Annotated in this window: 16 protein-coding genes; 12 read left to right on the top strand and 4 right to left on the bottom strand. The window is 61.9% G+C overall.

Annotated features, from left to right (window positions below; all coding sequences use genetic code 11):
• The first annotated feature begins 269 nt into the window (after positions 1 to 269).
• The 5 genes from AC1RRC_RS01350 to AC1RRC_RS01330 are packed head-to-tail and all read left to right on the top strand — an operon-like array spanning position 270 to position 5,514.
• Positions 270 to 3,245 carry a DUF6701 domain-containing protein gene (locus AC1RRC_RS01350; RefSeq protein ID WP_493053445.1) on the top strand — a complete coding sequence of 992 codons (2,976 nt, stop codon included), beginning with the start codon at positions 270 to 272 and terminating at the stop codon, positions 3,243 to 3,245.
• Positions 3,242 to 3,700 carry a prepilin-type N-terminal cleavage/methylation domain-containing protein gene (locus AC1RRC_RS01345; protein WP_493053444.1) on the top strand — a complete coding sequence of 153 codons (459 nt, stop codon included), beginning with the start codon at positions 3,242 to 3,244 and terminating at the stop codon, positions 3,698 to 3,700. Before AC1RRC_RS01350 ends, AC1RRC_RS01345 begins: the two co-directional genes overlap by 4 nt.
• Entirely contained in the window at positions 3,690 to 4,166 is a 477-nt protein-coding gene (locus tag AC1RRC_RS01340) for a prepilin-type N-terminal cleavage/methylation domain-containing protein (RefSeq protein WP_493053443.1), read from the top strand. Before AC1RRC_RS01345 ends, AC1RRC_RS01340 begins: the two co-directional genes overlap by 11 nt.
• Positions 4,163 to 5,050 carry a type II secretion system protein gene (locus AC1RRC_RS01335; RefSeq protein ID WP_493053442.1) on the top strand — a complete coding sequence of 296 codons (888 nt, stop codon included), beginning with the start codon at positions 4,163 to 4,165 and terminating at the stop codon, positions 5,048 to 5,050. The genes AC1RRC_RS01340 and AC1RRC_RS01335 overlap by 4 nt, the downstream gene beginning before the upstream one ends.
• Positions 5,047 to 5,514, top strand: coding sequence for an MSHA biogenesis protein MshP (locus AC1RRC_RS01330; RefSeq protein WP_493053441.1), 468 nt, complete (start codon positions 5,047 to 5,049; stop codon positions 5,512 to 5,514). Before AC1RRC_RS01335 ends, AC1RRC_RS01330 begins: the two co-directional genes overlap by 4 nt.
• Positions 5,515 to 5,644: 130 nt before the next feature.
• Here AC1RRC_RS01330 and AC1RRC_RS01325 read toward each other — a convergent pair whose 3' ends face one another.
• The 4 genes from AC1RRC_RS01325 to AC1RRC_RS01310 form a co-directional block, all read right to left on the bottom strand.
• Complete coding sequence (locus AC1RRC_RS01325) at positions 5,645 to 6,118, bottom strand: type II secretion system protein (protein WP_493053440.1); 474 nt, start codon at positions 6,116 to 6,118, stop codon at positions 5,645 to 5,647.
• A 67-nt stretch (positions 6,119 to 6,185) separates the two neighbouring features.
• Positions 6,186 to 6,722: a prepilin-type N-terminal cleavage/methylation domain-containing protein gene (locus tag AC1RRC_RS01320; RefSeq protein WP_493053439.1), complete on the bottom strand. Its 537-nt coding sequence runs from the start codon at positions 6,720 to 6,722 to the stop codon at positions 6,186 to 6,188.
• The gene (locus AC1RRC_RS01315) at positions 6,722 to 7,957 is read right to left on the bottom strand and encodes a type II secretion system F family protein (protein ID WP_493053438.1); all 1,236 of its coding nucleotides are present in this window, start codon (positions 7,955 to 7,957) and stop codon (positions 6,722 to 6,724) included. The genes AC1RRC_RS01320 and AC1RRC_RS01315 overlap by 1 nt, the downstream gene beginning before the upstream one ends.
• A gap of 4 nt (positions 7,958 to 7,961) precedes the next feature.
• A complete protein-coding gene (locus AC1RRC_RS01310) occupies positions 7,962 to 9,665 on the bottom strand; it encodes a GspE/PulE family protein (RefSeq protein ID WP_493053437.1) in 1,704 nt (567 codons plus the stop codon).
• Between the two features lie 161 nt (positions 9,666 to 9,826).
• Between AC1RRC_RS01310 and AC1RRC_RS01305 the strand changes: the two genes are divergently transcribed.
• The 7 genes from AC1RRC_RS01305 to AC1RRC_RS01275 all read left to right on the top strand — a co-directional run bounded on the left by AC1RRC_RS01305 (position 9,827) and on the right by AC1RRC_RS01275 (position 20,047).
• Positions 9,827 to 10,552 (top strand): ABC transporter ATP-binding protein, encoded by a 726-nt coding sequence (locus AC1RRC_RS01305; protein ID WP_493053436.1) that lies wholly within the window; start codon positions 9,827 to 9,829, stop codon positions 10,550 to 10,552.
• Positions 10,553 to 10,554: 2 nt separating this feature from the next.
• Positions 10,555 to 12,150 carry an AAA family ATPase gene (locus AC1RRC_RS01300; protein ID WP_493053435.1) on the top strand — a complete coding sequence of 532 codons (1,596 nt, stop codon included), beginning with the start codon at positions 10,555 to 10,557 and terminating at the stop codon, positions 12,148 to 12,150.
• Positions 12,151 to 12,251: 101 nt separating this feature from the next.
• Positions 12,252 to 12,638, top strand: coding sequence for a hypothetical protein (locus AC1RRC_RS01295; protein WP_493053434.1), 387 nt, complete (start codon positions 12,252 to 12,254; stop codon positions 12,636 to 12,638).
• A 161-nt stretch (positions 12,639 to 12,799) separates the two neighbouring features.
• Complete coding sequence (locus AC1RRC_RS01290; protein WP_493053433.1) at positions 12,800 to 14,674, top strand: secretin GspD/PilQ domain-containing protein; 1,875 nt, start codon at positions 12,800 to 12,802, stop codon at positions 14,672 to 14,674.
• On the top strand, positions 14,671 to 17,121 hold the full coding sequence (locus AC1RRC_RS01285) for a tetratricopeptide repeat protein (protein WP_493053432.1): 2,451 nt from the start codon (positions 14,671 to 14,673) through the stop codon (positions 17,119 to 17,121). Before AC1RRC_RS01290 ends, AC1RRC_RS01285 begins: the two co-directional genes overlap by 4 nt.
• Positions 17,118 to 18,839 carry a GspE/PulE family protein gene (locus AC1RRC_RS01280; RefSeq protein ID WP_493053431.1) on the top strand — a complete coding sequence of 574 codons (1,722 nt, stop codon included), beginning with the start codon at positions 17,118 to 17,120 and terminating at the stop codon, positions 18,837 to 18,839. Before AC1RRC_RS01285 ends, AC1RRC_RS01280 begins: the two co-directional genes overlap by 4 nt.
• Positions 18,839 to 20,047, top strand: a complete 1,209-nt coding sequence (locus AC1RRC_RS01275) for a type II secretion system F family protein (RefSeq protein WP_493053430.1) — start codon at positions 18,839 to 18,841, stop codon at positions 20,045 to 20,047. Before AC1RRC_RS01280 ends, AC1RRC_RS01275 begins: the two co-directional genes overlap by 1 nt.
• Positions 20,048 to 20,049 lie beyond the last annotated feature (2 nt).

Below are 20,049 nucleotides of genomic sequence, written 5' to 3'. Positions count from 1 at the left end.
GCACCATGTCTCGTTGATAACTGCACGTCATACAAAAGATGCGCAAAGACGCGCAGTCGCTTGATTATATTCAAGAATCAGTGTTTTTCAGGAGCAAATTCGCGAATAGACAGGAAAAAGCCATCGTTTTTTGTCCACGACGATACAAACCCCTGTGGTAACGACGGTTTTTCACACGGGGCAGGCACGATTCAGTATGCCAACTTGACATATTCCTCCCCAGCATGATCTGATGCATGCATCCACCGTTCGCCCGTTTTGTCCAGCCCATGAATCAATCCTTGCAGGTCGAGTCCGGCCCTGGCCGCCTGTTGACGACCATGCGGGCGCTGCTGTTGTCGCTAACCGCGCTGAGCGGCTTGCTGACCACGCCCGGCAGCTATGCCGGCACCCTCTACAACATCCCGTCCGCCCTGACGTCCGCACCATTCAATTGCACGCTGAAAAGCGGCACCTACGAATGTGGCACGATCAATCTCGATAAAGATACCGACCTCAACCTGACGGCCGATGTCACCATGTGGGTCAAAGGGGGCAGTTTCACGTCCCAGAAAAACCTCACCACCATCAACAATGGCAAGACGTTTGCCTTGTCGGTGGATAATGCGGTGTCGATGCAAAAAGACACGGACATCGACATGAACATCACGGCCAGCGGCGCCGTCTCGTTTGCCAAGAATGCCCGCATCGATGGCAACATCACGTCCAGCAGCAGCGTCACCTTCGCCAAGGACACGACCGTCAACGGCAACCTGATCGTCAGTGGCAACCTAACCGGCGCAAAGAACGTCGTCATCAATGGTTCCTGCATCGTCGGCGGCACCAAATCCAGCATTACCTGCACCGGCGGTACGGCGTCGCTGCACCACGTGCGGGTCACGTACAACGGCAGCGCCAGCACGTGCGCCGGCAAGTCCGTCACCATCACGGCATGCGCCGGCGCCGACAGCAATGGCAGCTGTACGCCCTATACCGGCGGCATCTCCGGCACACTGGATGCCGATTCCGAGACGGACATCACACTGGCCAGCAAAACGTTCGCCATCAGCGCCGGCAACCATACCGTTACCGAAGTGCTGCCCACGATCACGTCCGCGCAAACCGCCTATCTGAGCTTCAATGGCCTGAGCAGGGTGACCTCGAACCAGGGCACGTGCTGGGACAGCAGTGGCGGCGGCAATACGTGCGCAATGAGCGTGACCAGTTGCGGCGTGCACCACTTACGGCTGGACCATGGCGGAACCGGCGTCACCTGCGTCCCCGCGGACGTCACCATCAACGCCTGCAGCACCACCGACACCAGCGGCACCTGCACGGCCAATACCAACGGCATCAGCGGCAACCTGCTGGCGAAAGCCGGTAGTACCGTCGTGGCGACGGTACCGTTCTCCATCCCGGCCGGCACCAGTTCCATCACCAAGAAAGTGTCCATCACCACAGCTCAAACGGTCACCTTCAGCACCGCCGACTGGCCGAGCGCGCCGCAGAACGGCGATACCTGCTGGAATGGCACCGCGAGCAATTGCAATTACGCGTTTGCCGATTCCGGCTTTGTTTTCGACGTCCCGGACCACCTGGCCGGCAATACGCAAACCGTCTCCATTAAAGCCGTTAAAAAAGACGCCACCAACAGCACCGCCGCGTGCCAGGCCACGTTGCCGGACTCCGACGTGGATGTGGACTTCACATGCAATTACTCCTCCCCTTCGACGGGCACCCTGGCCGCCAGCATCGGCAAGGCCCTCACCCCGCTGAGCCAGACATTCAAATGCGATGGCAGCACCGGCAAACTGAACCTGCACTTCACCAGCGGCGTGTCCACGCTCTATGTCAACTATCCGGACGCCGGCAAGGTCAAGCTCAATGCCAGCTATACCGGCGCCAATACCGGCACCATCCTGGGCAATGATTTCTTTGTCGCGGCCCCAACCCGGTTCGCCATCGCCACCCCCAGCCCGTCGACCTTGAAAGCCGATACCTCCTTCAGCGCGACCGTATCCGCCGTCAACGCGTCGGGCGCCGTGACCCCGAACTTTGCCAGCACACATATCGCGTCCCTGACCTTCACGCAATGCGGTGGCCCCGCTGCCGGCGCCTTCAGCGGCAACCTCAACAGCAACGGCCTGATTTACGTGCAGCCATTCACGAACGGTGTCGGTACGGTGAGCGGCTTGAAGTACAGTGAAGTGGGCAAAGTGGACGCCACCGCCATCATGGTCGGCAGCGACTACACCACGCCCAGCACCTATATGGACCTGGGCTCCGGCTTTGGCGTCACGGGCACCACCGACACGGTTGCCGGCACCGGCTGTTCGGGCAGTTTCGGCACCTTCCGCCCTGCCCGCCTGGTGACCACGCTGGAACCCACCACAACCAAGTTCATCTATTCCGGCGTGCCGTTCCAAATCCGGGTCACGGCAAAAAACTCCAGCAACAACGTCACACAGAATTACACGTCCGAATACGCAACCGACATCGCGCTGTCCGCCATTCCGATTGCGAACTCGGTTGGCACCCTGACGGTCGGGAGCACAGTGCCTGCTTCCGCCATCGTTCCAGCCGCCAGCTTCGGCACCAGCGCCGGCGGCTACGCGATCGCCACGCCCACCTACACCTTCCCGGCCGTAACGGGAGGCGTCAATGGCACCAAGCGGGGGCCGCAATCGTTTTACCTGCGCGCCGTGGAAAACAGCGGCACATCCCCGGCCTCGTCCATCGGCATCGGTTCACCGTACGAAGCCAACATAACGGCGCGCTATGGACGCCTGCGGCTGTTCAATGTCTACGGCAGCTCGCTGACGTCGCTGCAAATGCCGGTGCAGGCGGAGTACTGGACAGGCTCGGTTTGGGTGGTGAATGGCGATGATTCGACCACGAAGATAACGGCGGCGTCGATTGGATTCCCGAGTGGCGGCGACTTCACCGCATCCGCCGGGTCCACGTCGGATGTCACGCTGGTGGCGGGCAAAGGGACCATTTCCGTGGCAAGCAGTAACAAGAAAAAAGGGTATGCCAATGTGACGGTCCACCTTGGGAATAACGCCAATACCGCCGCGACCGAAAAGGTCAACAATTCGTGCATCACGACTGCCACCGGCCTCACCGGCGCCGACATGCTGGGCCTGCGCTCGTACCAGGGTTGTGGCACAGGCGTGTATACCTATGACCCGGCTGCACGGGCCAACTTCGGCACACAGTCGCAGGAAACCAAGGGTGTCGTTCACGTGCGGGAGGTGTTCAATTGACTCGCCGCGTCAGTGGATTCACGATGGTGGAACTGATCACGGTGATGATCGTGTTGGGTGTTATTTCCGCCGTCGCATTGCCGCGACTGACAGGCAATGAAATGGCAGCGCCAGCCTTCCGGGCGGAATTGGTCAGTGCACTGCGCTATGCGCAAAAGACCTCCGTCAGCCACCGCCGGCTGGTATGCGCCACGGTGACGGCCAATTCCGTCAGTCTGTTCATCGCATCGGCAAGCAACTCCAGCGCGTGCAATACCGCTTTGACATTGCCGGATGGCAGCACCAGCTATGCCAGCAAGGACAGCGCCGTTACTGCGACGGCCAGCACCCTGTATTTCCAGCCGGCCGGCACCATTACCAGCGATGGCGCCGGCGCGACGACAACGTCCGCGTCCATCGCCGTTACAGGAATGACGACGATTGCCATCCAGGGGGCGACAGGCTATGTGGAGTAGACATCAGACTGGCACCACACTGGTGGAATTGATTATTGCCATGGTCATCATCGGCATTGCCGTGGCGGGGGTACTTCAGTTATTTAACGTGACGGCCATCGCCAGCGCCGACCCTATTGTGCAGAAACAATTGCGGGTAGTGGCGGAAGGCATGATGGATGAAATCCAGCGCCAACCGTTTGCTCCGTCCGCGAACGATGCGTCGGCTGGTTGCGCTCGCAATACCTTTAATGATGTGCTCGACTACAACGGATACAACCCAGGCATGATTTGCCTGGTCACCGGCGATGCGGTTGCCGACCTGGCAGGCATGACCATTACCGTAACCGTCGCGACCGACACCACTAACACGCTGGGCATCGGCGCCGCCGATGCCTACGTCATCACCGTGACGACCAAACGGGGCGACAATTCGTTCAAACTAACCGGCTGGCGCGCCAATTACGCCAAGGGAGTGTCTATATGAAGCGCTCCCAGGGTTTCACCTTGGTCGAGCTGATCGTTGTGATGGTCATCATTGGCGTCCTGGCGGGAACCATGACGATTTACTTTGTCCCTGCAATCAGGAGTTACCTGGATGTTAATCGACGAGCCAACTTGACAGACTTGGCCGATACTGCGGTGCGCACGATGACTCGCGATATCCGCTCTGCCGTCCCGAACTCCATAAACGCACCGGCCAGCACCTGTTTCGAACTGGTGCCCACTTCCGCTGGAGGCCGCTACCGGACAGCACCGGATACGGCCTTCGATAGTGCCAACGCCGGGAATCCTACTCAATGGGTCAACACCCTAACCACCACGAACCAATTTGACGTGCTTGCCCTATCGCCCACCGGAGCCGTCCCCGCAGTAGGTGATTTTGTCGTCATCAATAATCAAGTGACTACAGATGTGTACCAAACGAATAATAGCCCGTCGCGCACCGCCATCACCGGCGTTGCCACCTTGCCTGCCGCGAATAATATTGGTCTTTATCGCCTGAGCGTCAATGCGTTAAAAGTGGAGACCGGCTATGACAATGCACGTTTCGTTATCGTTCCCGCAGCACAACAAGCCGTGTTTTATGTCTGCGCCGGTGCGGATGGTGATGTCGATGCAAACGGCGATGGAAAAGGCACGCTGTATCGGTTCAGCGGTTATGGTTTCAGTGTCGCCAATGCCTGCCCAGTTCCGATCGCCACTACACCGGTGGTTGCGACCAAGCTGCAATCGTGCACCTTCACATATGACCCGAATGCCTCATCCAGTGGCTTGAATACCGGCTATATGCAATTGAACTTAAGGCTTACGCAAGACAACCAATCGGTGCAAATTGTCGTTGGTACGCATACTGATAACGCGCCATGAAATCCATCCGCAGACATTCCAACGGTTTCGCCTATATTGCCGCCGTGGTATTGCTGGTGGTATTGGCCACTATTGGCATTACAGCCGCCCGATTGTCCGATACCCAGCAGATCAACTCCGCAGAAGATGCCATGCAAGCCTATGCCTTGCAGGCCGCACGGGCTGGCACGGAATGGGGGCTTTTCCAGGCGCTGCAAAATGGCGCATGCACAGGCACAGCGACCAACGATCTGAGAACTTCAAGTGGTGGTTTTGCCGTAACGGTTCAATGCAGTGTCAGGCAGTTGAACGAAGGCTTACAGTCAAACGGCACAACCGTCCGGATCATCAATATCTATACAATCACAGCCACCGCGTGCAATGCGGCTAGCTGCCCGGACGATACGGCTGCAGTCAAACCAGGGTATGTGGAACGGCGACGGGTAGTAACACTGTGCACAACGGGAGTGCAGACGCCTTGCTGAGGTGAAGAATGATGCGAAATAGCGGCACATGGTAAAACCGCTATTTTTGAAGACACCTAAATGAAGACGGACTAACCAAGCTGAAGTGCACCCACTGCCAGCGGGCGCACAAATCAGCTAATCATCGTTCTTAGCAAGACGCGCCGGTAGCGGGGAAGCCTGCAATCAAACTGGACGAAATTACCGTAGATGTGGTGCTTGGCGTATAGGTGAATTTGCAACTCGTATGCGTGGAATCGACTTGTATGGTCGTGGTGCCGCTGGACTCGCTTACGCTAAAATCCGGCAAATCCATGGCGTTTGCAAGGGTCGCTGCAGTGATCCATCCAGCAGTGTTGACAATCACGCCGTTATCGAAAGTGGTTGCTCCAGCAGTAGGCGAACCTGCCGCCAGCCAACGACCATGATACATATTCAAAGCGCTAATCGCCGCGCCCTTGGCGGCTTGAAGCTTGCCGAAACGAGCATCTGCCCCCATATCCGCAAACTTCGGCAACGCCGTCGCCGCCAGAATGCCCAAAATCACGATCACAACGATCAGTTCAATCAGGGTAAAGCCGGCTTGAGCAGTACGACGCAGCGAACCCGTTTGTTTCATTTGCATTTGTTAAATCTCCGAGGTGTCAGAAAGGGTATGTGTGACGAGCAGGATGCAAGTATGTGTGAAACATTTATCCTGAGTCAACTTGGACCAAGGTGACGCCCGGTTCAGCCTGGGACGTTTCAACCTGCTTGGCGTTGTTCGTGGGCAAGCGGTTGAATTTTACCTTGAAATTCCAGCGTTCAAATGAGTCCCCAAGAAAACTTTTTTTACTGCTGAACATATATACAAGTTTATGTTCCAAAACGTCAAAATACCAGCAACCGGGCGCAAGTATTTCTTTTGTCGAGTTGGCAATTTCACCTCGATAATTGTCCGGCGGGGATTGCAACCAAGTCATGGGATTTTCCAGCAACAGCGCGCGCGTATCGAGTTTGCGTCCCTGCGCGATCGCCTGATAGTGCTTGCCGTTTAAGGCTGTCCGCATATTGACCACCAGCCGCTGCACCGCCGCCTGCTCCGCCTGGCCTTGATAGTAATAAATGCTTTCAAGTATGGTTCCCAGCAGCACACTGAAAATAATGATCACAATGATCACTTCCAGCAGCGTAATGCCAGCCTGCCGCCTTTGTGGCGTACGAACCACACGCGTTTTACATTTTTTCATCAGTGCATGGCCGCTTTACCCAGGTTCCAGATCGGCAGGAAGATGCCCAGCGCCAGCACCAGCACCATCGCCCCCAGGAAAGTGATCATGATCGGTTCAATCTGCGCCGACAGGGTTTTCAATTCATAATCAACTTCGCGTTCGTACATCGCCGCGATCTCATCCATCAAGTCATCGAGCGAACCGGACTCCTCGCCCACGGCAATCATTTGCAGCACGATCGGCGTAAAGATGCCCGCCGCCACGGAAGTGCGCAAAATGCTGTCGCCCCGCTCCACGCTATCGCGCATGGTTTCAATCTGCTTGCTCAAATGGGCGTTGTCGACGGTCTGCGACACCACCGTCAGCGCATGCACGATCGGCACGCCGCTCTTGCTGGACAGCGCAAAGCTGCGGGCAAAGCGCGCCATCGTAGCCTTATGAATGATCTTTCCGGCAATGGGAAATTTCAGTTTGTAGCGATCCCATTTCAGCAAGCCAGCCGTGGTTTTCGTCCACGATTTAAAACTGAAAAACCCGGCAACTGAACCCATGAGCAACATGTACCAGTAATCCGTTGTGAATTTCGAACTGGCAATCAGGATGCGCGTCATCAGCGGCAATTCCGCCTTAAAACTTTCAAATACTTTAACGAATTGGGGAATCACAAACATATTGACGACGACCATCGCCAGCACCATGGCAATAATCACAAACGTCGGATACCGGGTCGCGCTTTTCACGCGGTTCTTCATTTCCCGTTCGAATTCCAAATGATCGAACAGGCGCAGCATGACTTCATCAAGGCGGCCCGTCATTTCCCCCACCCGCACCATCGACAAGTAAAAATTGTCGAACACGGTTGGATGCTTGGTCATCGCGGCGGACAATTCACGGCCCGCGTCGAGCGATTCGCGCAAGTCCGCGATCACCCGGCCAAACGACTTGCTGATGGCCGACTCCTGCAAGCCCGCCAGCCCCTTCATGATCGGCACGCCGGACTTCAGCAGCGTATACAACTGGCGGCTGAACAGTTGCACGTCCATCGACGTGGGTTTCTTTTCCGTGAGCCTGGCCACCCAGTCTTCGCTGCCGCCCGTGGCGGCGGCTTTGGCCGCCTTGGTCGCCGTGATCGACACCGGCGTCACCCCGGAACCGATCAGCTGCGTGGCGACCGCGTTTTCATCGGCCGCCTCCAGCACGCCCTGCATCAATTCCCCGCCGCTGCTGCGGCCTTTGTAGGCATAAAACGGCACCGGCTTATTCCTCGATCTGGTTACTGATGCGCATTGCTTCCGAAATCGTGGTGCGGCCCTGGATCACCAGGTGGACCGCATGGCGGCGCAGGGTTTCGCCGCGCATGGCGGCATTCGCGACTTTCAGGAAATGGTTCGGATCGGGATCGTTCGACGCATCGACCACCGCCTGCGTCACTTCCAGCAATTCATAGACACCGGTACGGCCCCGGTACCCCATGCCATTGCAATGCGAACAGCCCTTGCCATGGAAGTAGCGGGCCATGTTGACTTTATCTTTCAGCTCCAGCTTCAGCCATTCGCTTTCCGTCGGCGTCGGCGTGTAGGGCGTGTTGCAGCTCTCGCAAATCACCCGCACCAGGCGCTGCGCCAGCACCGCCTGCAGCGCGCTGCCCACCATGTAGCGCGGCACGCCCATGTCCATCAAGCGCAGCGGCGTGCTGGCCGCATCGTTGGTGTGCAGTGTCGACAGCACCAAGTGACCGGTCATGGCGGCGCGCAAGCCAATCTGCGCGGTTTCCTGGTCCCGCATCTCGCCCACCAGCACGATGTCCGGGTCTTGCCGCAGCGCGGCGCGCAGCACGCGTGCAAAATTCAGGTCGATCTTGTCGTTGACCTGCACCTGGTTGATGCCGGGCAGCCGGTATTCGACCGGGTCTTCCACGGTAATAAGTTTCTTTTCTACGGAATTCAACTCCGCCAGCGCGCTGTATAAGGTCGTGGTCTTGCCGGAACCGGTCGGCCCCGTCACCAGCACCAGGCCGTTCGGACGCTGCACGATGGCGCGGAAGCGCTCCACCAGGCTGCGCGGCATGCCGATCGCGTCCAGCTTCAAATTCGTATTACTCTGGTTCAGCAAACGCATGACCACCGATTCGCCATACTGGGTCGGCATGGTGGAAATACGGACGTCGATCCGCTGGTTTTTCACCCGCACCACGAAGCGGCCGTCTTGCGGCAAGCGCTTTTCCGAAATATCGAGGTCCGACATCAGTTTTAAACGCAGCGCCAGCGCGGGCGCAATCTTGATATCGGCTTCGGTTTGCAGGTGCAGCACGCCGTCGATACGGAAGCGGATTTGCAGCCGGGTTTCCTGCGGCTCGATGTGGATGTCCGAGGCCCGCACCTGGGTCGCATCGTCAAACACCGATTGCAGCAGCTTGACGATCGGGGCTTCTTCCAGCCCCGGGTTGGCGGCCAGCGCGCCGAAGTCGACCGAGACGTCGCCCAGGTCTTGCTCCAGCTCGCGCGCCAGGTCGGAAATGTCTTCCGTGCGGCGGTAGGTGCGGTCGATAACGCCCAGCACTTCGGTCTCATTGACCACCGCCAGCTCGATATTCTGCTTGACCAGGCGGGCGATTTCATCGTAAGCGAACAGGTCGGTCGGGTCCGAAATGCCGACCAGCAGCGAGCCGCGCCGGTCTTCCAGCACGATCGCGCGGAAGCGGCGCGCCTGCGTTTCCGGCAACAGGCGCACCAGTTCCGGATTGATGTTGTAGAACTTGAGGTTGATGTACGGGATGTTCAGCTGGCGCGCCAGCGCGCCGGAAATCTGTTCTTCCGTCACGAAGCCGCTGTCAATAAAGACCCGGCCCAGTTTGCGGCCGCTGCGCTTTTGTTCGGCCAGCGCCAGCCCCAGCTGCTCCTCCGTCAGCAGCTTTTGCTGCACCAGGATTTCGCCTAATCGGACTTTTTCCGGCCTAGCCATAAACCATATCTCCGTATTGACCGCACACAATTACTACACATTTCGACGCGGCCATTGTATGCCAGAAGGCATCACTTCTCCGAATATAGTTGCCCATACTGGCCGAGGCAGTCCGATATTTGCTACAGTGGTGGCCATTGTTGCCGCCTTGTGTATTGATCTTGTCCACCGACCGCCCATCCGCCCTCTGTTTTACCCGCGTCGCCAAGCGCAACGGCGGGCGCGAGGTGCTGCGCGGCGTGTCGCTGGAGGTGCGGCCCGGCGAACTGTTTGGCCTGGTGGGTGTCAACGGCGCCGGGAAAACCACGCTGCTGCGCTGCCTGCTGGATTTCTGCGCACCGGACCACGGCGACATCACCCTGTTCGGCGTCGACAGCCGTGACAGCCGCGCCCGCGCCCCGCTGGCCTTCCTGCCTGAACGCTTTGAACCGCCGCCGTTTCTGACCGGCGCGGAATTTCTCACCTATGTGCTGCAGTTGCAGGGCCAGCGCTACCATGCCGGCCGCGCGTCGGAGACCCTGGCGGCACTGGATCTCGATGCCGCCGCACTGACCCGGCGGGTGCGCGATTATTCGAAAGGCATGACGCAAAAGCTGGGGCTGGCCGCCGTATTGATTTCCGATAAGCAACTTATCATTTTGGACGAGCCGTGCAGCGGCCTCGATCCCAAGGCCCACGTGCTGTTCAAGCGCCTGCTGCAACAGTTGCGTGCGCAGGGCCGCACGATTTTCCTGACCTCGCATGCGCTGGCCGATGTCGATGCGCTGTGCGACCGGTTGGCCATCCTGCATGACGGCGCCTTGCAATTCATCGGCACGCCGGACGAATGCCGCCGCCACTATGGCGCCGCCACCCTCGAACAAGCCTTCATGGCCAGCGTGCATTGAGTATGGAAACGCCCGACTACCTCGACCACTTCCGCCTGAACAGCGCCCCGTTTGACGCCCCGCCGGACGCCACCCTGTTTTACACGCAAGGCGCGCGCACCGAATTGCTGGGGGCGCTGGCTTACGCGGTCACACATGGCGATGGCATCGTCAAGATCACCGGCGATGCGGGCAGCGGCATGACCATGCTGTGCCATGCACTGGCGCGGCAGTTGACCGGCCAGGCGGTCATCATCCACATGGAGCCAGCCAGCCTCGGACCGCTCGGCGTCATCCACGCCACCGCGCTGGCCTTGGGACTGAACCCCGACGGCAAGCGCAGCGATGAAGTCTTGCGCGAGTTGCAAAGCCTTTTGACGGCCATGCGCGCCGGCGGCCGCCATGCCGTGCTGATGGCCGACCACGCCGACTTGCTGCCCGCCGACGCGCTGGAAGAAATCCGCCTGCTGACCAACCTCGATGACGCCAACGGCAAGCTGCTGCAAATCGTCCTGCTGGGCCAGCACGCGCTGAACAACAGTCTCAAGCAAGCCGCCATGCGCCAGTTCCGCGAGCGCATCACGCTGAGCTTTGTCATGCCGCACCTGGCAAGCGACGAAGTGCCGGCCCTGCTGGCGCATCGGCTGCGCGCCGCCGGCTATGAAGGCCTGGACATATTCGCGTCCGATGCGGCGCACCAGTTGGCGACCCATGCCAAAGGCGACTTGCGGCGCGTGATCCACCTCGCCGACCAGGCCCTGGCGGCGGCGGCCAGCGAAGGCGCGGTCTCGGTGACGACGCGCCACGTGCAGGCCGCGATCCGGGGCCATTTGCCCGCGTTGAAACCACGCGGCAAAGTCCGTCCGGTGGTGCTGGGCGCGATCGGTGTGGCGGCGGCGCTGGGCGTTGGCGCGGCCTTCGTGTTGCAGCAGGCGCCGCCGCGCGCCACCGCCGCATCGTTACCGATGCATACGGGCGTCATCAAATCGGCCGCGCCCGCGGCGGTCACCACGAGTCCATCAAATGGCCCCTCCGCCAATGCGTCCGCTGTTGCCGCTGGCGTTGCACCGGCGCCGGCACCTGCAAGTACCGCAGCGACGGTAACGACAAGTCCACAACAAGCAGCACCTGCAAGCGCTGTGACCGCAGCCTATGCAGCCGGCCTGTCCGCCAACCATCCCGCCCCTGCCGCCGCATCACTTGCCGCGACACCCGCACCAGCAGCAATCAAGCCCGTCACCGATAAGCAGCCCGCCACCGCGCCCCTGCTGCAACAAACCCTAAAGGCAAGCAAGACCTGGCTGCGCGACGAGGCCGACAGCCACTACAGCATCAAGATCGAAGACATCCCCGCCGGCGAAGCGGCACGCGCCGAAGCCTTCCTCACCGAGATACGCGGCGCCATCGGACTGGGCGAGGTGCACGCCTATCCCACGCTGAACAAAGGCGAACACCGCATCGGCATTGCTTACGGCAGCTTCACCTCTGAACAGCAGGCCCGCAAAGCCATGGCGGCATTGAAAGGCCGCTGGTCCTATGCGCCGAAAATCCGCAAAGTCGGCGACATCCGCGCCGCCGTGGCGCGCGCGGGACAAGCTCAGCCGCGCGCTCTGCAATAACGGAATCCGCTACGCTATCCCCACTCGCAAACCCCGATGGTTTGCGCAATACGTTGTCGAGTCTATGTCCTTCGCATGTCTACAACGAAAGGGGCACACCGATGAACACATTTCCAGTTCTGACCGCGAACAGCGCCCAAATCAGGGCCTTTGAAATCGAGCATCCTTATATCACCGCCGAGGCCATGGCCCGCCTGCTGGCTGCCACGGACGGCGTCTCCGACATCTACCAGCGCAGGCCCGCCGGGGATGTCAGGATCGTGTTCCAATTCCATGCGCGGCCATACATTGTCTGGGTACCGCAGGAGCGCGACGGGCGCTACCGCATTGCGCCGGACGGCGACGACGCGTCGTGCAACGCCGACGTCGCCACCTTGCGCACCGTGTTCGAGCGCTATCGTCCGCCCATGCTGCGTGCACTTTATGCCAGCCTGGTGACATCCCGGCTGTTCACCCATCCCCTCAAAAAAACGCCACGACCGGCATAGCTCCCCGCCACCGGCCGGCGGAGTGCCGCGCCAGCGCACGAATATTTCACAAAAACAATGTTAAAAAGTAATCGTGCGCCACTGTTGCCATTTTTAATAGATGATGAGCGAATAATTTCATAAACACAACATTTCTTGAGCTTGCCAGCTGGGGCGCCGCCATGAAGAAACAATTTGCCGCACCCTTGATCCCGGTGGCATGTGCGCTGCTGGCCGGGTGTGCCGCACCACAGTTCCCGCTGTCGTCCGCGCATATCGGCGGCGAGGCGCCCGCCTCGGGCGCCATTCCGGAACCCGTTCGCCAGAGCGCGCAATTGCCGCCCCCGCGTCCCACGCCCAAGGTGGAAACCTACAGTGTCACCGTGCACAAAGTCGGGGTGCAATCGTTGCTGTTTGCGCTGGCGCGCGACGCCGGCCTGAATATTGATATCCACCCTGGCATCGAAGGCAGCGTCACGCTCAATGCGCTGGACCAGACCCTGCCCCAACTGCTACACCGCATCGCGCGCCAGGTGGATATGCGCTATGAAATTTCCGGCCGCACGCTGTTCGTGCAGCCGGATTCGCCGGAGTGGCGCAATTACAAGATCGATTACGTCAATATCGCGCGCAGCACCAGCAGCAGCGTCAACATCGCCACCCAGATTTCCACCACCGGCGGCGGCGCCAATGCCAATACCAGCAACCCGGTGGCGGCCGCCGCCGCGCAACCGGCGGGCGCGCAAGGCCAGTCCCAGGGCATGGGGTCCGGCAACAACAATTCCACCACGTCGGTGAGCAACCGTTCGGACAATAACTTCTGGTACAGCATCGAAAAAAACATCCGCGACATGCTGCGCGCCTCCACCCTGGCCGACACGCCACAAGACCCGCTGGCCGCAACGGTTCCACCGCAGCCGCAAAATCCGCAATCGTATCCTCAAAACACCCCGCAGCAGCCCGGACAGACCGCGTTCCCGGGCGGCGCCGCCCTGCCGATGGCGCCGCCGCCGGCATACCAGGACACGGCGCTGGCCAGTCAACCGCTGCCAACCGGCCGCAACCGCAACCGCTACGATCCGTCGATCGTCGTCAACGCCGAGGGCGGCCTGATTGCCGTGCGCGCCACCGCGCGCCAGCACGAGAAAATCCAGGAATTCCTGGACCTGGTGCTGGCCAGCGTGAAACGGCAAGTGCTGATCGAAGCCACCATCATCGAAGTGCGGCTGGGCGACCAGTACCAGCAAGGCATCAACTGGTCGCGCCTGGGCAGCCGCCTGAATATCACGCAGGGCAGGATCGGCACCGAACCGTTGCCAACGGGAGTGTTGCCCAATACGTCGCCCGGCATGTTCCTCCTTAATTACGTCAATCCGGGCAACTTCGCCACCACCATCCAGTTGCTCGAATCGTTCGGCAAGGTAAAGGTGCTGTCGAGCCCGAAGATCAGCGTCCTGAACAACCAGACCGCCATGCTGAAAGTCGTCGATAACAACGTTTTTTTCACCATCAAGGTGACCCCGGCCGTCCTCAATGCCAGCGGCACGGTGACGGCGCCCGCCACCTATGAATCCAGCCTGCAGACGGTGCCGGTCGGCTTTGTCATGAGCGTCACGCCGCAAATCGCCGACAGCGACGAAGTCACGCTCAACGTGCGCCCCACCATCACCCGTATCGTCGGCTATGTGCAAGACCCGAATCCCGCGCTGGCCGCCGGCAATGTGGTGTCGCGGGTGCCCGTGATCCAGGCGCGCGAACTGGAATCGGTCATGAAGGTCCACAGTGGTCAGGTGGCGGTCATGGGCGGCCTGATGCAGGATTCCGTCGACAACAACAAGGATGGCGTTCCACTGCTGAGTGCCCTGCCGGTGGTCGGCAATATGTTTTCGTATCGCAATGAAAATGCCGTGAAAACCGAACTGGTGATCTTCATGCGGCCGGTGGTGGTCAAGGATGCCAGCATGACGGGCGACTTCCGCGACTACCGCTACCTGTTGCCGGAAACCGCGGCGGGGCCCGACGCGCCCTATGGGGATACCGCGCGGAGGGGGCTATGAGTTTGCTGATGCAGGCGCTGAAAAAGGCCGAACGCAACAAGCAGGATGCGCTGCCCGATGAGGACGAAGCCGCCCTGCCTTCCGAAGCGTTTGACCGGATCCTGGCGCTGACGCCGGACGACATCATTGCCGGCCGCGTGCCGCCCGCACCCGATGCACCGGCATTTTCACTGGAACCGCTCGAAGCGGCGGAAGCGCGCGCCACGGAACCGGCTGGCAGCGTCGATGAACAGACGCCCGCGCTGGAACCGGCCATCCCGGCGCCGCATGATCCGACGCCTCGGCAATCGCGCCGGCATGGCGACGTCGCCGCCCGCCCGCCCGTCACGCAGCCGCCGGGGGCGCAGTCCGGGTTGCAGGAACTGACACTGCAGGATGTGCCTCCGGCGTTGTTGCCGGAGCCGCCATTCGTCAGCGAAGCGTCGCTGGCGGACGATATCGCGCCCGCGCTCAGCACCGAGCCCATCGCCCCCATGCTGGAATTTGAGGCCACCGTGGCCACCGTGGCCACAGCGGAGGCGGCGGAAGCGGCGGCGCATGGCGCCGGACCCGCGCTGGAATCGCAGGAGGCGCTCGATGCCTATGCCAGCGCGGGCACCGTGGCGTATTCACCGCATCCGGATAGTCCGGCGGCGCGGCAGCACGGCGCCCGGATACCGGATGACGGCAGGGCAAGCCACGCGGCGGCCCCCCTTTCCCGCCTTGATCCCGGCACCGGCGGCCGGACCGATGCGGATGCCGGTGATGGCGCCAGCTCTGATGCTGTCGGCGGCAGCGGCGCGGGAATTGGCGCCCGCGCCGCTGGTGCAGGTGCTGGTGCTGGTGCTGGCGTTGGTGCTGGTACTGGTGTTGGTGTTGGCGTTGGTGCCGGTGCTGGCGTTGGTGCAGGTGCCGCCGCCAACCCGGCACACGGCGCCGCCAATCAACAGCCCGCTGACACCAGCCGAGCCAAAGGCACGGCCGCCCGCGCCCGCGCGGCGGCACAGGCAGCGGCCCAGCAAGACCAGCCGCGCCGCGATCCCGCGCGGGTCCGGCTCGCGATGCTCGGCGGCGCACTGGCGCTGGTGGCCGGCACATTGGCCGGGGTGTACTGGTACGCGCTAACCTCGCCCGGCCCCGGCGCCAGCCTGCCGCCGGTGCCGATGCCGCCCCCCGGCGCACCGGCCGGTCCGGCGCCGGTGGCCGTGGTGGCGCCGGCATCGGTCCAGCCGGACGGCCAGCCCCTGGACGCCGCCGACCATGCGGAGACGATGGCGTCCGGCGCATCGGTGCTGCCGCCGGCCGCACCGGAGACGTTGCAGCCGGTAGCCGGCAATACCGGCTTGCCCTCCGCGCGCGCCACGGCCACCGCCCGTCCGCACGGCGGCAGCCGCATGCCGTCCGACGACGACTTGCAGCGCGCGCTGCAACAGCAGTCCCAAACCGCGCCGCAAGCCGCTGCGTCCGGTGAGCCGCCCGCCGGCTCCCGCCAATCGGCGGCGGGCAGTCCGTCCAACCCGGCCCATGCTGCGAATTCGGCCAATCCGTCCAATACGACCAATACGACCAATACGTCCAACCCGGCCTACACCATCACCCCGCCCGGCGGCGCCGCGTCCGCCAGCGACATCCACGTGGCGCGCGGCGTCGCGCCCCAGCGCATCAACGCCGCGCTGCAAGACGGCTACCAGGCATTCATGGCCGGCAATTACACGGCCGCGGCCCAGCACTACGCCAGCGCGCTGCGCCAGGACCCGAACAACCGCGACGCGCTGCTGGGCAACTCCGCCATTGCCGCCCGCCGCAACGATGTCGCCGCGGCGACCTCGGGCTACCAGCGCCTGCTGGAACTGAACCCGAATGACGCCGATGCACAGGCTGGCTTGCTGGCGTTGCGTCCGGGCGACCCGGGTCAAAGTGAACTGCGCCTGAAAGACTTGTTGCGGCGCGACCCGGGCGCCGGTCCGCTGGAATTCGCGCTGGGCAACCTGTATGCCCAGCAGGGCCGCTGGCCCGATGCGCAACAAGCGTATTTCCGCGCTTATTCCTCCGTTCCCGACAACGCCGACTATGCGTTCAACCTGGCCGTGGGCCTGGACCGCCTCAGCCAGCGCAAGCTGGCGCTGACCTATTACCAGCGCGCGCTGGATTTGTCGCGCACCAGCCCCGCCGCCTTTGACCGCACCGCCGCGCGCCGCCGCGCCGACCAGCTGGCGGCGCCGCCGGGGACGCCGACCGGCACGCCGCCAGGCGCGCAAAATGCGGCGCTAACCGGTACGCATGCCGGTACGCAAAGCGGGACCCACACCGGCACACAGCCCGCGCCGGGATCGACCGCCACCCCGGCGGCGGCCTCACCCGCGCTGCCGGCTGCCGGCATACCGCCAAGCCCCGCCGCGGCATTCACGCCGCCCCCGCCACCCGACAGCGGCAGCGCCAATGGCAACGGCGGCGGACGCCAGCCATGAACGCCTTGCATCAACCGGGCGGCGCGCCCGCCATCCCGCTGGGAAAATTACTGGTGCGCCAGGGCGTCATCAGCGAAGACCAGTTGCGCATTGCGTTGATCGAGCAAAAACGCGGCGGCGAACCGCTCGGGCGCATGCTGATTGCACTGGGCTTCGTGACGGAAGCCACGATGCGCGAAGCGCTCAGTGAAAAACTGCAAACCCCGGCCGCCGACCTGACCAGCCTCGTGGTCGATGCGGTGGCGCTGAAACTGATACCCAAAGACGTCGCCAAGCGCTACCGGGTATTCCCGATCGTGTATCAGCGCGACCAGGACAACCTGGTGCTGGCCATGGCCGACACCAGCAATATCGTGGCGCTGGACCAGATCCAGGCCATGCTGGTGCACGGCATCCGCATCACGCCGATGCTGGTCAATGAATCCGATATCAGCCGCGCCATCGACCAGTATTATGGTTTTGAACTGTCGATCGATGGCATCCTGCATGAAATTGAAACCGGTGAAGTCAATTACGCCAGCATGAAGGCGGATACCGATGAATACAGCCATCCGATGGTACGGCTGATCGATGCGCTGCTGGCGGACGCCGTGCAAAACGGCGCGTCCGATATCCACTTCGAGCCGGAACAGGGCTTTTTGCGGATCCGCTACCGCATCGACGGTATCCTGCGCCAGATCCGCAGCCTGCATAAATCGTACTGGCCCGCAATGGCGGTGCGCCTGAAAGTCGTCAGCGACATGAACATCGCGGAAACCCGCGCGCCGCAGGATGGCCGCATATCGATCCGCTTTTCCGGCCGCCAGATCGACTTCCGCGCATCGAGCCAGCCCACCACCCACGGCGAAAACATCGTGCTGCGCGTGCTGGACCGGCAGCAGGGCATCGTGCCGCTCGACGGCCTGGGCCTCGATGACGCCGAACTGACCTTGTTGAAACTGATGATCGCGCGGCCGCATGGCGTGATCCTCGTTACCGGCCCGACCGGCAGCGGCAAGACCACCACCTTGTACTCGATCCTCAACCACATCAATACCGAGAGCGTCAACATCATGACCCTGGAAGATCCGGTCGAGTATCCGATGAACATGATCCGCCAAACCTCGGTCAACGATGCGGCGCGCATCGGCTTTGCCGACGGCATCCGTTCCATGATGCGGCAAGACCCGGACATCATCCTGGTCGGTGAAATCCGCGACCGTGAAACCGCGGAAATGGCGTTTGCCGCCGCCATGACGGGGCACCAGGTGTATTCCACACTGCACACCAATTCCGCCATCGGTTCGCTGCCACGGCTGCTCGATATCGGCATCGTGCCGGACGTCATGGCCGGCAACATCATCGGCATCATTGCCCAGCGCCTGGTGCGCAAGCTGTGCCCGCACTGCCGCGCTCCCGGCGCCGCCGACGACATCGAACGCCGCCTGCTGGGACTGGCGCCGGGCGACGCGCCCGCGATGATTTACCGTGCCGTGGGCTGCCCGCGCTGCGCCCACCAGGGTTACAAGGGACGGCTGGCCATCATGGAAGTGCTGAAAATGAACAGCGAACTCGATGAACTGGTGGGACGCCGCGCGTCCGCGCGGGAAATGCACGCCGCCGCCGCGCAGGCCGGCTTCCGCTCGCTGGTCGATGATGGCATGCGGCGCGTCCTCGCCGGCGTCACCACGCTGGAAGAAGTCGCGCGCGTGGCAGACCTGACTGACAGGCTGCGGTGATGCCGCACTACCTGTATAAGGCCATGGACGCCACCGGTGATCTGGTGCCCGGCAATATGGAGGCGGCCAATGTGCCGGACCTCGAACTGCGCCTGGGCCGCATGGGACTGGACCTGATCGACTACACCGTCACCCGCACCCGCAAGCTGGCGCTGGGACGGCGCAAGGTCACCCGCGCCGACCTGATCAATTTCTGCTTCCATATGGAGCAAATGACCGGCGCCGGGGTACCGATCCTCGAAGGGCTGGGCGACCTGCGCGACAGCATGGAGCAGCATCCCCGCTTCCGGGAAATCATCACGTCGCTGATTGAATCGATCGAAGCGGGCCGCCAATTGTCGGAGGCGCTGCAGGCGCACCCGGAAGTGTTTGACCGCACCTTCACCAGCCTGGTGCATGCGGGCGAGCAAAGCGGCCGCATCACCGAGGTCTTCAAGAACCTGGCCGACAGCTTGAAGTGGCAGGATGAACTGGCGGCGCGCACGCGCAAGATCCTCACCTATCCCATCGTCGTCAGCGTGGTGGTGCTGGCCGTGACGTTTTTCCTGATGATTTACCTGGTGCCGCAACTGACCGCGTTCATCCACAACATGGGCAATGAACTGCCGCTGCATACCCGCGCCCTGATTTTTGTTTCCGGCATCTTCATCCGCTGGTGGCACGTGATCCTGGCCGCGCCGGTGCTGGCGTGGCTGCTGCTGCGCTGGCGCCTGCGCCGCAGCGGCACAGCGCGCAAGCGCTGGGACGGTTTGCTGCTGCGCCTTTGGCTGCTGGGCCCCGTGCTGCACAAGATCATCCTGGCGCGCTTCGCCACTTATTTCGCGCTGATGTATGCGGCCGGCATCCCCGTGCTCGAATGCCTGCGGCTGTCCGAAGGCATCGCCGGCAACCGCGCCATAGCCGAAGGGTTCCGGCGCGCACAACAACAGATCGCCGAAGGCGCCAGCGTGGCGGCGGCGTTCCAGAACACCGGCATCTTCCCGCCGCTGGTGGTGCGCATGCTGAAGGTCGGCGAAGCCACCGGGGCGCTGGACCGTGCGCTGCGCAATGTCAGCTATTTCTATGACCGCGAAGTCAGGGAAATGACCGACCGTGCGCAAGCCATGATGGAACCGGCCATGACGGTGACCCTGGGGCTGCTGCTGGGGTGGATCATGCTGTCCGTGCTGGGCCCGGTGTACGACACGATAGGAAGCATCCGTCTGTGAGC

It is taken from the genome of Pseudoduganella sp. GW821-FHT12E03 (assembly GCF_058807115.1).
This window is presented reverse-complemented; position numbering and strand designations above follow the sequence as displayed.